General features: G+C 54.0%; 13 protein-coding genes. 4 read left to right on the forward strand and 9 right to left on the reverse strand.

Translation table 11 applies throughout. The annotated features are described in order from the left end of the window. Positions 1–18: 18 nt before the first annotated feature. Together tet(W) and LB310_RS04725 are read right to left on the reverse strand one after the other, a co-directional pair. A complete protein-coding gene (tet(W), locus tag LB310_RS04720; protein WP_301154650.1) occupies positions 19–1,938 on the reverse strand; it encodes a tetracycline resistance ribosomal protection protein Tet(W) in 1,920 nt (639 codons plus the stop codon). A gap of 640 nt (positions 1,939–2,578) precedes the next feature. Next, on the reverse strand, positions 2,579–4,639 hold the full coding sequence (locus LB310_RS04725) for a glycoside hydrolase domain-containing protein (protein WP_301154651.1): 2,061 nt from the start codon (positions 4,637–4,639) through the stop codon (positions 2,579–2,581). Between the two features lie 546 nt (positions 4,640–5,185). Here LB310_RS04725 and LB310_RS04730 point away from each other — a divergent pair. Continuing rightward, positions 5,186–5,749, forward strand: a complete 564-nt coding sequence (locus tag LB310_RS04730) for a hypothetical protein (RefSeq protein WP_140396416.1) — start codon at positions 5,186–5,188, stop codon at positions 5,747–5,749. 37 nt (positions 5,750–5,786) lie between these two features. Here LB310_RS04730 and LB310_RS04735 read toward each other — a convergent pair whose 3' ends face one another. Together LB310_RS04735 and LB310_RS04740 are read right to left on the reverse strand one after the other, a co-directional pair. Continuing rightward, positions 5,787–5,960 carry a hypothetical protein gene (locus LB310_RS04735; RefSeq protein WP_162610892.1) on the reverse strand — a complete coding sequence of 58 codons (174 nt, stop codon included), beginning with the start codon at positions 5,958–5,960 and terminating at the stop codon, positions 5,787–5,789. A 124-nt stretch (positions 5,961–6,084) separates the two neighbouring features. Further along, positions 6,085–6,996 carry a LysR family transcriptional regulator gene (locus LB310_RS04740; protein ID WP_301154652.1) on the reverse strand — a complete coding sequence of 304 codons (912 nt, stop codon included), beginning with the start codon at positions 6,994–6,996 and terminating at the stop codon, positions 6,085–6,087. A gap of 457 nt (positions 6,997–7,453) precedes the next feature. On the opposite strand from LB310_RS04740, the gene LB310_RS04745 reads away from it, so the two are divergent. Both LB310_RS04745 and LB310_RS04750 read left to right on the forward strand, forming a co-directional pair. Continuing rightward, complete coding sequence (locus tag LB310_RS04745) at positions 7,454–8,005, forward strand: hypothetical protein (protein ID WP_087193187.1); 552 nt, start codon at positions 7,454–7,456, stop codon at positions 8,003–8,005. 9 nt (positions 8,006–8,014) lie between these two features. Then, positions 8,015–8,269 (forward strand): helix-turn-helix transcriptional regulator, encoded by a 255-nt coding sequence (locus LB310_RS04750; protein WP_087193186.1) that lies wholly within the window; start codon positions 8,015–8,017, stop codon positions 8,267–8,269. A gap of 5 nt (positions 8,270–8,274) precedes the next feature. Here LB310_RS04750 and LB310_RS04755 read toward each other — a convergent pair whose 3' ends face one another. After that, on the reverse strand, positions 8,275–8,487 hold the full coding sequence (locus LB310_RS04755) for a helix-turn-helix domain-containing protein (protein ID WP_087193185.1): 213 nt from the start codon (positions 8,485–8,487) through the stop codon (positions 8,275–8,277). A gap of 292 nt (positions 8,488–8,779) precedes the next feature. Between LB310_RS04755 and LB310_RS04760 the strand changes: the two genes are divergently transcribed. Beyond that, a complete protein-coding gene (locus tag LB310_RS04760; protein WP_087193184.1) occupies positions 8,780–9,040 on the forward strand; it encodes a DNA cytosine methyltransferase in 261 nt (86 codons plus the stop codon). A 52-nt stretch (positions 9,041–9,092) separates the two neighbouring features. On the opposite strand, the gene LB310_RS04765 is transcribed toward LB310_RS04760, so the two are convergent. The 4 genes from LB310_RS04765 to LB310_RS04780 are packed head-to-tail and all read right to left on the reverse strand — an operon-like array spanning position 9,093 to position 14,399. After that, positions 9,093–9,542 (reverse strand): metal-dependent transcriptional regulator, encoded by a 450-nt coding sequence (locus LB310_RS04765; protein WP_238386181.1) that lies wholly within the window; start codon positions 9,540–9,542, stop codon positions 9,093–9,095. Further along, the gene (locus LB310_RS04770) at positions 9,539–10,792 is read right to left on the reverse strand and encodes an MFS transporter (protein ID WP_157006730.1); all 1,254 of its coding nucleotides are present in this window, start codon (positions 10,790–10,792) and stop codon (positions 9,539–9,541) included. Before LB310_RS04770 ends, LB310_RS04765 begins: the two co-directional genes overlap by 4 nt. Beyond that, positions 10,789–12,549, reverse strand: coding sequence for an ABC transporter ATP-binding protein (locus LB310_RS04775; protein WP_157006733.1), 1,761 nt, complete (start codon positions 12,547–12,549; stop codon positions 10,789–10,791). Before LB310_RS04775 ends, LB310_RS04770 begins: the two co-directional genes overlap by 4 nt. Further along, positions 12,546–14,399, reverse strand: a complete 1,854-nt coding sequence (locus tag LB310_RS04780; protein WP_301154653.1) for an ABC transporter ATP-binding protein — start codon at positions 14,397–14,399, stop codon at positions 12,546–12,548. The genes LB310_RS04775 and LB310_RS04780 overlap by 4 nt, the downstream gene beginning before the upstream one ends. Positions 14,400–14,983 lie beyond the last annotated feature (584 nt).

The following is a 14,983-nucleotide window of genomic DNA, read 5'->3' on the forward strand; positions in this document are numbered from 1 at the left end:
CTTGACGATTATGTATCTTTACATTACCTTCTGAAACATATGGCGCACCTTGTCCAGGCGGCTGTTTGGACGGCGGGGCTGGATGACCGGCTGACCGACAGCGGCCTGATATCCTTTCAGCTCTGTAAGGCATACGCTCCGCCCGTTGGTGTAAAAGGCCAGATCAGTACGGTATGCCTGTATACAGCGGGCGGGAATCTCGCCAGTAAAGACAACTTCATCCTTTTTTACCTGGGCCGTTTCGATGGTGGCACAGTATTTCGGTGCATCATGATAAGCCCTGGAAAGGTATTCCTGGGGCGCATAGAGGATGAAGGAGAGATAAGGTTCCAGCAGCTGCGTCCCCGATTCCTTCAATGCCTGTTCCAATACAATCGGGGCCAATGAGCGGAAGTCCGCCGGCGTGCTGACCGGACTGTAATAAAGCCCGTATTCAAAGCAAATCTTACAGTCCGTTACGTTCCAGCCGAACAAGCCCTGCTCCAGCCCGTAACGGATACCATCCCTGACAGCGTTTTGAAAACTCTGGTTCAAGTATCCCAGCGAAACCCGGCTCTCGTATTGTACACCGGAGCCAAGCGAGAGTGGTGTAACAGACAGTCCTATGGATGCCCAAAACGGGTTGGGCGGCACCTCGATATCGATGGTGTGGCTGGCTGCTTTGAGCGGCCGCTCCATATAAATGACGGAGGGTTCCTTTACCACTGTTTCAAGCTTGTATTTTTCCGACAGCAAAGCGGAAACAACCTCCAACTGCACCCGGCCCAAAAAAGAAAGAATGATCTCATGGGTGATGGAATCCACTTCGCAACGCAAAAGCGGGTCAGTATCCGCAAGTTGCGTAAGAGCGTCCAGCAGCCGTTCTCTTTGCGCTGCCGTTTTCGGCGCAATCGCCGTCCGCAGCATGGGGAGGGGGTCCTCGCGCCACCTTTTACGAGGGAGCCGGGTTTGGTCCCCTAATACATCGTTTAACCTCACGCTGTCGCTGGGAAGGATAACAATTTCACCCTGATAAGCGGTGTCTGTCCGAACAATTTCCCCTTTGGATGGAATACGCATCTCTGTGATTTTCAGCTTTTCTCTCCCGGCCAGGGCCACCGTATCCCGCAGGCGCAGCGTTCCGCTGTATAACCGTAGATAGACACGCCGCTGGCCGCAATCGGTGTACTCAACCTTGAAAACGCTGCCGCATAGGGCGGCGCCCCCCTGTTCCCCAATCGGTTGGAACAGCCCTGTCACCGCATCCATCAACGGTTGAATGCCAAGGCCATTTTTGGCGCTGCCATGATAGACTGGGAACAGGGAGGCGTCTTGAACCCGCTGCTGTTCCTCCCGCGCAAGTTTTTCCCGGCTGATTGGTTCTCCTGCGATATACTTTTCCAATAATTCATCGTTATTTTCGATGACCGCATCCCATGCTTCTATGTCGGTATTTTCCTCCAGGACTATTTCCGGGGACAGCGACACCGTCTGCTTGATGATAATATCGGCGGAGAGCTTATCCCGAACAGACTGAACCACGCTCTGCAAATCCACGCCAGCCTGGTCGATCTTGTTGATAAAGATAACGGTGGGAATGTTCATTTTCCGCAGGGCATGGAACAGAATACGGGTCTGGGCCTGCACGCCATCTTTAGCGGAGATCACCAAGATGGCCCCATCTAAAACAGCCAAAGAGCGGTACACCTCCGCCAAAAAATCCATGTGGCCGGGCGTATCCACAATGTTAACTTTACATCTGTGCCACTGGAAGGAAGTGACTGCCGCTTGAATGGTAATCCCACGCTGCCGCTCCAAAAACATGGTGTCCGTCCTCGTTGTCCCTTTTTCGACGCTCCCCGGTTCTGAAATGGCTCCGCTGGCATATAGCAGGCTCTCCGTCAAGGTCGTCTTTCCAGCGTCTACATGGGCAAGAATTCCAATATTGATTATTTTCATGTGATTGTCCTCCCTTTACAGCCCCAAAGGGCATAAAAATCCCCAGCAGTAAAATACTTTTACCACTGGGGATTATAAGTTGCGGACATACACATATACAGCATACACCTGTTTGTGATTGCTGTTTTTGGGGATATGTCAAAATTGATAAGGCAAAAGTATTCTTAAATTGGGTACAAAAAACTAAGCCCCTACAAAAGGAACTATCATAATCCTTTGTTCCCACTATTTGATTATAGTTTTATTTAAGAATACCTTGCCGCATATTTTTTACTCCTTTTCTGGATTAAATCATTGTATCACATCAGTTTTAGGAAAGCAAGTACCTAAAAGAAATTTTTCTTCCCCTTATATGTAACAATCATACCGGCTTCCTAGCGTTCAGAATGTTTTCTGCTGTCTGCTGTGGTGTTTGGTTGGAATTGTCCAGCCAAAAGCCGATCCGTGGTGTTGTCTGCATTTTACTAAATACAAATTCAATGTATACAGAAAGATATAAGGAGTGGGAGGGATTCCGCCGTAGTTGGCATTGTAGGAAAATCCAAAAGTTTAGATTTTCCCACAATGCTTATCTTTTGGTCTTTGGTTCGGAATAGTGTAGTGCTGGCGGTCTATCTCTTGTTTTCGGTTGCTTGCTTCCTTACCGTACATGAGCATTCATCCAGGAGATAAAAGCCTCGTACACGCCATCCGTGGCAAGCCTGAAACCACGATGCTCGCTCGCAGTCGCAGATCCGCCGGACATGTCCATATTAGACTCCCATTCTGCCCGGTTTGACGTCCCTCGAATAATTGCAACTGCAAAGTTGGCCGTCGAACTACCTACGGTCACCCGTTTCGATGCAAAATGATAACCGACAGGCCCTTCGCCGGCGACGCTGCCCGAAAAAATACTTCCGGAAGGAAAACCGATCTTCTGCAGCCCTGCCGAAACAAGCCCAGAATCCGAATAAGCGAGGGCGCTCAAAGCCATGGCCGCCGTCGCCAAACCACTGCCGTAATCAGCAGAAGAACGCCCGAGCCAATCATCGCTCCAAAGGATATCCCTCATCGTGCTAGTGCTTTCTTTGAGGGTACTATAGTAGTCAAGGTCAACTAGGTAGCAAGCCCCTGGTGGCACCTGACCCTCCGTCACGCTGGAGAACCCCATGTAGCGGCCGGAGGTCACGTTCTTGTCGATGCCGAAGCCGGCGGAGTTCGTGTACTCCTGGATCTGGTCGAACGCCCAGTTGGACGGCAGGGGGTACCCGAGGTTGCCCGAGTAGCCCGTGGACATGTCGGACACGAAGCTGCTCGACGCGAGGCCCTGGGCCGACACGATGCCGCAGGTGTTGCGGGCGCTGTAGATGCCGATCCTGTAGGGACTGCCGACGGCGGCCATATAGGCATTGACCCCCTGGAAGTGGGGCACAACCTTGCTCCATACCTCGCCCTCCATGAAGTCATAGTCGACCGCGAAGTAGATGTACTCTCCGCGAGGGACGCCAAGAGAATACGCCGCGTTCACAGCCTTCTGCGCGTCGCTGAACCCGCGGGAATAGCCGAAGTAACCCGACAGGTCGTCGTGGTCCTGCCACCAGTCGGCGTCATCTTGGAAGATGCAGAACAGGCTCATCCCTCCGGCGAAGATGGTCTGGATCTCGGAGGAGGTGAGGTTCTTGGGTCGCTTGTTCGCGCCGCCGCCGACGGTTCCTGTGAGGTAGCGGCCCACGATGCGGTACTCGTCGTTGTAGAGGGCGGCCACGAGGTCGGGGGTCACGAGCTGCGTCGCGCAGTCGCAGGCGAGGCCGTCGCGGTTGGGGTTGCCCGTGCTCACGAGGAGCCCCATCCATTCGTCGAGGCCCACCATGTCGCGCTGGGCGAGCGCGTAGTCGGACTGGAAGGCGTGGAGGGCGGACAGAGTGGAGGCGCTCTGGCTGCCGTTCATCGCGCCCGGATCGTACTTGGAGCCCGAGCCGCCCGTGTAGCGGTCCACGTCGACGCAGTAGAGGGCGTACTGGGCGAGCCTGGTGAAGTTGGCGATCTGGGCGTCGGTGTAGTTTCCGTTCATCCCCCACTGGCCGGGTTGCCACAGGTCGGGCAGGTAGGTCTTGGTGGAGGGGCCGAAGAACCCGGTCGCCATGTCGGTGGGCATGCCCTCCTCGGCCTGGATGGCGTAGATGAGAGCCGTGTTGGTGGAGCGGCCATAATAGCCGTCGCAGGCGCACAGGCCCGAGTAGGAGCGGTAACGGCTGTTGAGGTCCTGCTGGATGGAACGGACCTTGGGATCGCCTCCGGCGAGGAGCTTGTACTCGTCAACGCCCAGAATGGCCTTCATCGCCATGGACCCGATCGAGGCGTCGGCGAGGACCGACACGCCGGCGTCAGCGATGATGCTCTGCACAGCGAGCCCCGTCGTCCCGTTGTAGATGCCCGTGACCTCGCCGGGGTTGTACCCCTTGGAAAAAAGCCCGTACTGGATGATCTTCACCTGGTTGCCCGAGTCCCCGATGGAGATGCGGTTCGCGTCGCACGCCGCCTCGGTCTGCTCCCCGAACACGCCCGTGACCGTGCTCATGCCGAGCTCGATCTGAAGCGCCGAGACGAGCGCGGCGGACGTGGCCGAGCCGGGAAGGCCCGTCTCCTCGACGCGCTGGTAGCCCGCCCGGCCGCCGTACGTGGAGTTCAGCCACTTTTGGGCTTCGAGAACTTCTGCTGACATGATCTCTCCTTTCTCTGCCGCGAGCATCCGGCTGCGCGGCCCTTGGGAGAGAAGGCTAGGCATGGCGTTACCTTTTTCGCGACGAGCGCTCAAAGGACGCAACGAGTTTGCCATTCCTATTGCAGCAGAATCGCCCACCACGATCCACCCCTCTTGCCGCATACGCCCAACATTGCGGCAACCATGAAAGGCGAGATTATGCCGGACTATTTTCCTATTCGCGCCTCTACGATTTCTCGACAGAACGCGCCTGAACCTCATCGATAGAACAAGTCCGGAGACGGCAAGCCAAGCCCCCTGGCAATCATTACAATTACTCACTTATCTTGAGAAAGCGTTGCCTTCCAATAGGTTTACTTGGAACCCCAGAAAAAGGAACATCCATAGGTGCCGAGAACCCCCGAATCCGAAAGCAGTGCTTCCGAGAGTCGCACGCCCTCAAACAAGCAGGTTGCCCATCTCAATTCGCTTGGACCCCGCCCAATCCCACCTTCCAAATAGCGCCCAGGCAGACAGCATCACCCAACCTAAGGAAAGAGACCCGATATGACCAGTGCTCGAATTGAAAAACGAAAGTGGTCAAAACCGGAAGAGCTCTTTTTAACGAACAACGCCGACAACATTTCCTTTCCGACACTATGCACTCTCCTGGGCAGAAGCGAAGCCTCCGTCCGCTCGAAAGCCTATCGAATGAACAAGCTTGGCTCCGGCATTCACCTTAACAGCGCTCGAGCAAATTTGACATGGTGTCCGCAATGCGCCACATGGAGAACCAAGCTCTACGGCAAATCTGGATTATGCCCCGTCTGCAGAGCAAAAGAGCTACTAAAGAAATACGATGAGAGACTTGACATGGTTTTCAAGATTTCAGATTCGGCCAACATTGAAAAACTCTTGGCCGCTTCAACATTGGAAAGAATCACATATCCACCAAAACCAGAGATGCCTCAACCGAGAGGCAAGGGAAAGCGAAACTCGAAAAGGGAGGAGTACGATCACCTAGTCAAAATGGAGAAATGGGAAATAGATTGCATACGCAGAAAGATCAACGCAAAGAAGGCAAGGCTTACGAGGCTCAGAGAAGGAAAGGGAAGGGCTCGGCTCTCCTAGAAACCACTCTTTTCTTCTCGGAACGCCCCTCCATTATCTACAGCAAACCCTTCTCCACTTTAATTGCATAAGCTTGACAAGCAACCTGCTCTATAACTCCGCGCTCAAGAGCATCGATTTCCCGTCTCTCATTCTTAGAATAGAACGCTCTACTGATCAAATCCAGAGCTTGAAAAACAAGCTCCGCGCTTGTGACCTGCTTACCATCCATATCGAGCACCTATCGCTTGATTCCCGGAGAAAGAGACTTTAAAAAGATCACTTATTTCCGTCCACTAATTCATTATAGCGAAGAAAAACGCAGCAAACCAAAGGCAAAAAAGATTACTAGAATCCTAGCGTTGCTTTAAATGAGGGAATCTCGATGCGATGACAAGCCGATTCTTGACAGAGGAAATCTCCTCCCCGCCGTTTTCGCGATCGTAAACAAAACAAACAGGGATCATGACTCCGAAATCTCTTGGTTGAAGAAAAGACGCATCGGGATAAATCGATTCCAAAGAAGCGTCGTAAGCGACAAAAACCACTCCCTTATCCCGCTGCATAAAATCTATATGGCTTTCCTCGGATGGGAAAACCTCTTCGTAAAGCAGCCCTCTTCCAGCTTTCTCCAAAGCCTCTGCGATCACCTTAAAGCTGTACCGCAAATCATAAGGGCGAGCTATTGGGTAATCAAGCAGATCGGAGAGGGCAACATCCTTCTTAAGGGCCAGAGGGTGACTCTTCGACACGGCCACCTGGGGACAAAAAGAAAAGAGGCGAGAACAAGACACCCATCCCTTCTCGACTCGCCCCAAAACGATCGCCGCCTGGACAACTCCCTCTTCTAAGGCGGCCAAACACGTGCTGCTTGTGTCCCTATAAATTGAAGATGATGGCTTGGGGCATAACTTGTATACGGCATCGAGCACGTGTTGGCTCAACACGATTCCCCTATAAGGCGTTGCGCAAATCGAGATCGATATCGGATGCGCAATGTTCGGCTTTGCTGCTACGGCCTTTGCAAGAGATCGAAAATCATCTACCTCGTCAATAACCTCGAGCGCTTTCTCGTACAGGATTCTGCCCTGCGAAGTTGGCCGGACCCCTCTTCCCGACCTTTCGACGAGTTTTATCCCCAGTTCTTTTTCAAGATCTCCAACAGCCCGCAAAATACCCGATGGGGACAGGAACACATTCTTCGCCGCGCGAGCGTAGCTTCCGCAACGCACGGTTTCTACAAAGTACTGAAGTTGGTATATGTTCATGGATGTCCCATACAAATGAAATTGCGTATTTCGCTATATTATAGGTGAAATGCGCAATTTCAATATCATGGTAATGCGCGAAGAAGAATGGAGATTCTTCTCAACATCTCAAGCAGTTTGGTCGCTTTTGAATCTATGAGTTTTTCTCACTGATTGAGAAAAAGGCACGCGAACGTTTCCAATGATAGCGAGATACTCTTGAACAAGCATTCATAAAACCCAACCTAAGAGAAGGGATGCGCCATGCTTTTTTACTCAAACCCCGAAACACTAGGAGCGTGCAGCTACATCGGCTTTAAGGATATATGCATCGTTCTAGGCTTCTAAATCCTCACCGGTATTCACCTCCGAAAGACGCTGCCTTCTTGCCCACGTCCGGACGTTTCGCGCAAAGAGGCTGGCGAGATAATGGTATATTGAGAGAGCATCGCGTCTTAGAAACAAGGAGGATCGCCGGATGTCAGGCGAAGGATTCTGCCGAATCGAAAGATCGCTTTCGAAAGTAGCGAGATTTGGATATATCGGAAAAGTTGCGCTTGCCGTCTTGGCTAGCGCAACTTCATTAATAGGGATCTCCGTACTTTGCCTTGGGATAGCGAGCCAAATGGCAGCACCTTTCGACACAACCGTCCAAACATCTACCCTAGGCTTGCTCTCCTTGTTCCTCTTGTGGTTCTGCATGGCATTCGCACTATGGGTGGCATACTTTATCTTCAAAGATATGTCTCTGAAGATATCCCCCTTTACCAAAAAACATGCGAATAGGCTAAAACTGCTAGGTGCTATCTTGCTCGCAAGCACTGCCTTGCAAACGCTTTTATCTCCTGAAACTCTCGCAATCCTAGATATCGGAGATATAGCCATAGGGGCTAGCATGCGCGAGGCAAACGAGTATCAAGGCATCCCGATCAACATAGGATTGCTGACTTTTGGGCTTTTTTGCATCTGCTTTTCTCTGGTTTTCGAATACGGCGCCCTCCTCCAAAAACTTTCCGACGAAACTGTTTAGGAGCGGAATGTGGCTATCGTTATTCGACTGGACAGAATGCTTGCCGATAGAAAAATGTCGGTAGGAGAGCTTGCAAATAGATTGAACATCGACCCTTCAAATATTTCCAGAATCAAAACCGGAAAGATCAAGGCTTTTCGCCTTGCAACGCTGGATGCAATTTGCAAAACCCTTGAGTGTGAACCAGGAGACATTCTCGAATGCATACCCGACGAAGAGGCGAGGCGCCTTTTCGGAGACGGCTACCTCGAAGACACCCCTTAGAACAACTACATATCCCGGAATAGATCCTCAAGACCAATATTAAGCCCGTCGGCTATCTTGATTAAATTGTCTAAGGATATATTTCTCTTTCCTTTTTCAACTTCGCTGAAATAAGTTCTATTCATATCGATCATCATGCAGAACTTTCTCTGAGATAATCCGTTGGATTCCCGGAGATTTCTTATTCTGGCACCTACCATATGTCGCTTATCGACCATTGCAAAAGCCTATACTTGCCTTGTAGGCAAGTGGCTTATTACGAGTGAAGTTGATCCCTCTTGGGAAAAAACTTGTTTCTTTTGATGCCAGATTCCGAAGATGGCTTGTCCAACTTCCGGACAACTAAGTGGCAGACTTCATATTCGCTCCGCGTGCATCATCTCTCGACCACCTATGGAAATATTTCAACTATCGGTTAAGAAATTTGGGTTTTCTAGAAGCTGCCCTGCCTAGACCCTTCTTAGGCTCAATGTCAGAGCATCACTTTTGCAAAGAAAAGGGCCGTCGTGGATGATTGCCAAAAGAAGGTCACGGGGCGGGAACTTGCTCAAAAAGGAACCCTTGGCCTCTATGCTCGCCGTTCCACATTTCGTGCGCCGCCTGACGCCGCTCGAATGCGAGCGCCTGCAGGGGTTCCCGGACGGCTGGACCGATGTGGAATACCGCGGCAAGCCCGCTTGCGACACCCCGCGCTACAAGGCGCTGGGCAACTCCATGGCCGTCCCCGTGATCAGGTGGATCGGGAAGCGGATGGAGGCGTCGGCGGCGTAGCGGCCGGAAGGCGAGGAGGGCTCCTGCGCGCTCCGGTGAAAAGGCCGATGCCCTACTTTGCCGCATGCCGCGCGACGCCGCCCCCGCCGCGCTCCCGCAGAAGAGCGGCCGGACGCCCTCCCGATCCCTCGGAGCCAGCCCCTTCGACCATCCGCCTCAAGGCCGCGAACGACTCCTCGCTCAGGGCGTGCTCCATCCTGCACGCGTCGGCCTGCGCCGTCTCCTCGTCGACTCCGAGACGCTCCAAGAGGCCGGAGAAGAACCGGTGCCTTTCGTAGACCCTCTCCGCCACCGCCCGCCCCGACGGCGTCAGGACGAGCGCGCCATGCCTCCCGCACTCGACAAGGCCCTCCCTCGCAAGGCGCGGGACGGCCTTGCACACGCTCGCCTTCGAGAACCCCATGAACCCTGCCACGTCCACCTGCCTCACGACGGGAAGCCCCTCCCCCAGCCGGAGTATGGCCTCCAGGTAGTCCTCCGTCGACTCGCTATAGGCCATCATCGATCCTCCTTCCTCCGAACGCCGCGCGGCCCCCGGCCCTCGCATCGCGCCGCATCGCCCGACAGGCTCCTCTCGACGGCCCTCCCGGTGTACGCCGCCAAGGCCAGGCAACCGGCGAGGGAGGCCAGCCCGAAGCAGCTGAGCACGGCGGGCGCCCCGAGCCCCGCCTGGAGGATCGCCCCTCCGCACATAGGCGCGAACACCGCCCCGAGCCTGCCGAAGCCGAGGGTGAAGCCGAGCGCGGAGCTTCTCGTCTCGGCCGGGAAGGCGTTGGACACGAGCGCGTTCAGATGGTTCTGCGCGCTTATGGCGAAGGCGCCCGTCGCGGCCACCAGCGCCACGAGCGCGACAGGATTCTCGGGCTTGGCCGATATGGCGAAGAGGCTCGCGCCCGCGAGGATGCCGCTCGCCACCGCGACCTTCTTCGCATCGGTCCTCAGCGAGACGAGAGACGTCCCAAGGGATCCCGCAATCGCCCCCGCGTTCAGCACCAGCGAAAGCTGGAGCGAGCCTTCGAGGGGAATGCCGAACTCCCGCATGAGCTGGGTGAGCCACGTCGTGACGCCGTAGTAGGCGAAGAGGTCGAAGAACGTCGCCAGGGAGCATGCCACGAGCAGGGGGAGGCGGAACGCCTTGAACGCGCCGCGCCAGGAGTCCGGCGAGGGAGCGCCCTTCCCGGCCCCGCGCCCGTCTGCGGGAAGGAGGGCCAGGGCCAACCCGGAAACCGCGAACCCGGCGACGGAGGCGATGATCAGGGGAGCGCGCCACCCCAGGCCCACGGCGCCGGAGACGGCAAGCGCGGCGACCGTCCCCCCGATCGGGACGCCCGACATGACCACGCTTATGGCCAAGGGAGCCTCCCTGCCCTCCACGCCCCGCCGCGCCACGGAGAGGGCGATCGGAAGGACGACCCCCAGCCCGACGCCGGTGACGAACCGCAAGACCGCCAACGCGGCCAGGTTGGGAGAGAGGCCCGACAAGAGGGTTGCCGCGCTGAAGCAGGCCACGCCCGAGACGACGACGCGCTTCGAGCCCAGGGCGAGGCCGATCCTGCCCGCGGCGATGCCGCCCGCGAACATGCCAGCAAAGACGAGGCTGCCGACGTTGCCGGCTGCGGCCTTGTCAACCGACATGGAGCCGTCCTCGAGGAGCGAGGGTATCACGTTGCCGTAGACGACCAGGTCGATACCCTCGCAAACCATGACCGCGCAGCACGCGAGCACCGCGCCCCAGCTGATGGAGCGCGTCATATCTTCCAGCCTTCGGCCTCTTTCCGGATGGCGACGAACCTCTGGTAGACGCCCGGCTCGGCTGCAAGCTTCGCGTGCGTGCCCCTCTGGACTATCCTCCCGTCGTCGACGACCAGAATCTGATCCGCGTTCTCGATCGTCGCAAGCCGATGCGCGATAACAACAACCGTTTTATTTCGAGTAAGCTCGTCAAGCGCATGCTGGATTTGGCGTTCATTTTCCGGATCGATAGACGCCGTCGCCTCATCGAGCACCACTATGGGAGCATCCTTGAGCAGGGCGCGCGCAATCGATATTCTTTGACGCTCTCCTCCGGAGAGAGTATTGCCGCCTTTGCCTACAACGGTATCGTAGCCATTGGGAAGTGCGGAAATGAAATCATGGCAACGAGCTCGTTTGGCCGCTTCAACAACTTCCCCCCTCGTTGCGCCTTCGGCTCCAAAAGCAATGTTTGCCGCAATAGTGTCGTTAAATAGGTAAACATCTTGAAACACCATTGAGAAATTGCAAAGAAGACTGTCGCAAGTCAATTCGCGGACATCGCGGCCACCGATTCTTACCGCCCCTGAACTGACATCGTAAAAACGGGCCATAAGGCTCGTCAATGTTGTTTTTCCCGAGCCAGAAGGCCCGACTTTGGCGCACGTACTTCCTTCGGGCACGCTGAAGCTAACTCCATGGATTACTTGGCGTTCGCAGCCATTGCCATCCCCGTACGAAAACGACACATCATCGAATTCGATGTCATATCGATCGAGACGAATATCTTTTCCATCCCGATCAATAGGAGTGGCACTTGCAAGAGCCTCAACCCTCTCCAAGCAATCATTGAGATCCGCAAACATATGCGCAGAATCCGTCAATCGCCCAATGCCGCTAAAGACGGTGGTCGAAAAGAATGCGATTCCCAGATATACCCACAATTCAAGACTGCCGGAAACAAGCCCCGCCGTTGCCACCAAGACGAGAATCACCGATGCAATTTCCAAAATGAGTTTATGGGACACGTTCAGAGGGGTGTAGCCAAACTCAATATCGATACGAGCTCGCCTGAGTTCCTCCACAGCCTTGTCAAATGGCCTCCGAACAGCTTGACTTGTGCCGTAAGATTTCGCAGTTCCCAATCCATTGTAAAGAGCCACCGTAGCTCCCGACAGCCTCTCGGTCGCGGTTTTGGCGGCGGGTGAGCGGCGAGCCGACATCTTATTGACGCCAACGAGGGTAAGTATAGCAACCCCTATTGCCACAAGAGCCACAATCCCGCAAAGAGGACTCACGACGAAAAGCCAAGCGGTGATCACGCCCGCCGCTATATAGCTTCCCAAAGCTGCATCCACTTGACGAACGCCCTCGAGTTCCAAAGTGTTGAGATTCGTTGTCACCGTCGAAAGAATGTCCCCTGTTGAAGTATGTTGGTAATAGCCCAAGGGAAGCCTTTTGAGAATATCGCCGACCTCCTGCCGCGTCTCTGCAGCACGCTCGTATCCGATGCTTTCTTGAATACGAGCCTTCGCATAAGAAAGCACAAAGCGCACAGCAACGCATCCGGCAATTGCCGCAAGACAAACCCATGCGAGATTGCCGTCAATGCGAGTTCCATTTCTTGCGCTGTCGATGAGCTGACCCAGTATCCAGGCAGAAATAAAAGTAGGCAATGCCGTTGCCATGGCGGTGAATATCGAAAGGACGAAACCTCCGTACAAACGACCCTTGAGGCTCCCTATCCAAGTGACAATCTTATTATATGCGCGCATCATCGGGCATCGACCTCCTGTGCCTTCGAGGCGAATGCCTTGGAAACGCCCCCGTCTCCAACCGCCCATGTGGAAGCTCCGGTATGAGCTTCCCACATTGAAGAGTACAATTTGCACTCTCTGAGAAGATCGTCATGCCCTCCTTGCGCCACAACAGAACCATCTTCGATAACGTAGATCGTATTCGCCGCGACGATTGTGGACAGCCTATGAGCAATTACTATCAGTGTTTTTCCCTTCGACAGCTGAGCTACCGAGCGTTGGATGCGAGCTTCGTTTTCGGGATCTGCGAATGCGGTGGCCTCGTCGAATACTACTATGGGGGCGTCTTTCAAAATGGCGCGCGCGATGCACACCCTTTGGCGTTCACCACCCGAAAGCATCCTCCCCGCCTCGCCTGAAGGGGTATCCCAACCTTGCGGCAATCTTTTTATGAATTCTTCGCAACTTGCTGCTTGCGCGGCGGCCATGGCCTCCTCTTCGGTTGCGTCGGGTCGACCCATGCGGATGTTGTCCAAGAGAGTTCCGTCTAACAAATAATCATCTTGCGAGACGTAGCTCACAAGATCGGATAACTGGCTAAGAGGCATGCTCCTCACGTCAACTCCGCCAATAGTTATGGAGCCAGAATCAACGTCCCAATGCCTCGCAATCAAACGGGCGATCGTAGATTTTCCTGAACCCGAAGGACCCACCAATGCGACGAAGCTGCCAGAGGATGCCTCAATAGACACGCCGCTAAGGGCCTCCTTGCCCTCCCGATAAGAAAAATGCACGTCATCAAACTTTACTTCTGCCCCACTCGGCACAGCTCGCTCCGCAGGCTGAGGCAATTCGGGCAAATCAAGGAACTCCCTCGCATCCGCAATTGCATAAGATATAAGGTTGATCTCATTGAAGCTTGCCCCTAGATAAGTTACCGGTGTAACTACAGCAAGTGCAAGCACGCAAGAAAGACCGAACTCGGGAGCAGTTATATCTCCCATTTCGAACAGCAATATCCCCACGGGAGCGACCCCCAGTAATGTGGTGGGGATTATCGACATGGCGAGATGCTGCGGAATCCAGGATGACTTCATCCAGCTGAGGGTAAACTTCAAAAAACTGGACACGGCATCGGAAAATTTCTTGTATGAGTTAGTTGCCTGGTTAAATGCTTTTACTACACGGATTCCCTCTATGTATTCGACGACGACAGAGTTAACGCGATCCTGTTCTTTTAGGTAACCGTCATACATCTTGTAATAATTCTGCATTCCCAGCCCCATGACAAGAAGGCCGATGGGGACGGTAAGAAGGCAGGAGAGAGCAATTCTCCAATCTATAATTGCAAGCCATATTGCAATGGCTAGAGCCAGAAGAAGATTGGCCGAAAGTTCTGGAATCATGTGAGCGAGGGGGATCTCGATCTTTTCTATCTTGTCTACTACGAGATTTTTAAGATTCCCAATTGTTTTATCTTGGGCAGTGCCCAATGAGGCATTCATGAGTTTTGTGGCCACCCCCTCTCGCAAGGTGCCCAGAATTGTGTATGCACTGATGTGCGCATTGATGGTGGAGAGTCCGAAGAATACGCGTTGCAGCACATAGGAAGCGATGGAAACAACGCTCCAAAACAGTATCGCATCCCAGCTTGCATAGATATCGTCCGTGGTCGCGGCAACGACTTCGATGATGCGATACACTGCATAAAATGGAACCAGTCCCAAGAACACGCTGGCAACAGACAGAACTTCGGCCAGGATCATACGACCTCGGCATTTGCTCGCATATCCTAAAAGAATCCCGAGCCATCCGCGTGTATCCCTATGAGCTTCGTCCTTGGCTGGCCCCTTCGCAGATTCTCTCTTCATCTTTGCTCTCCCAACTAAAATGCAACGACTTCCCAAGTCCCACCCTGGAGAAAGTTACTCTTATCTAATATTTGAGAGTATGAAGCGAAGGGGCGAGTTGTCCAAACCCATATGGACGCAATACGTTCTACGGAGAAAGCGGCCGTGGCTTCCTGCGGGTAAGAGAGGCATCTCCTGGTGTTACGATCATGTACAACGAATACTGCCTCTCGTGGTGCAAGAGTGGGTTCGACGCTCAAGACGATCTGCTCGTTTTGGATTTCTGCCGAAAAGGGCGTATGAACTATGTGAGCAAACTGGGCACTGGTCGCTACGACGCGGGGGATATGTGTATCAACAGCAGGAGCGATCATTCCGGGACGTACTATTTTCCTTTCGGGCACTATGTCGGAGTGACTGTAAGTTTTGACCTCTGTTTCTTAAGAAACAATCGCGAAGCTCTGAGCGCATACCCCGTTTGAGTCGGGGGATGCAAGTATTTGCCTTTCGTAATTAAGCTCGGGATAGGAGTTCAGCATGCTTATTGGCTTAAAGCCATATACAATTTCGTATAAAGCGTTTGCTAGTTCTCGCATCCTTTGGCT

This window comes from Gordonibacter sp. RACS_AR49 (assembly GCF_030418435.1).
Lineage (GTDB): Bacteria > Actinomycetota > Coriobacteriia > Coriobacteriales > Eggerthellaceae > Gordonibacter > Gordonibacter urolithinfaciens.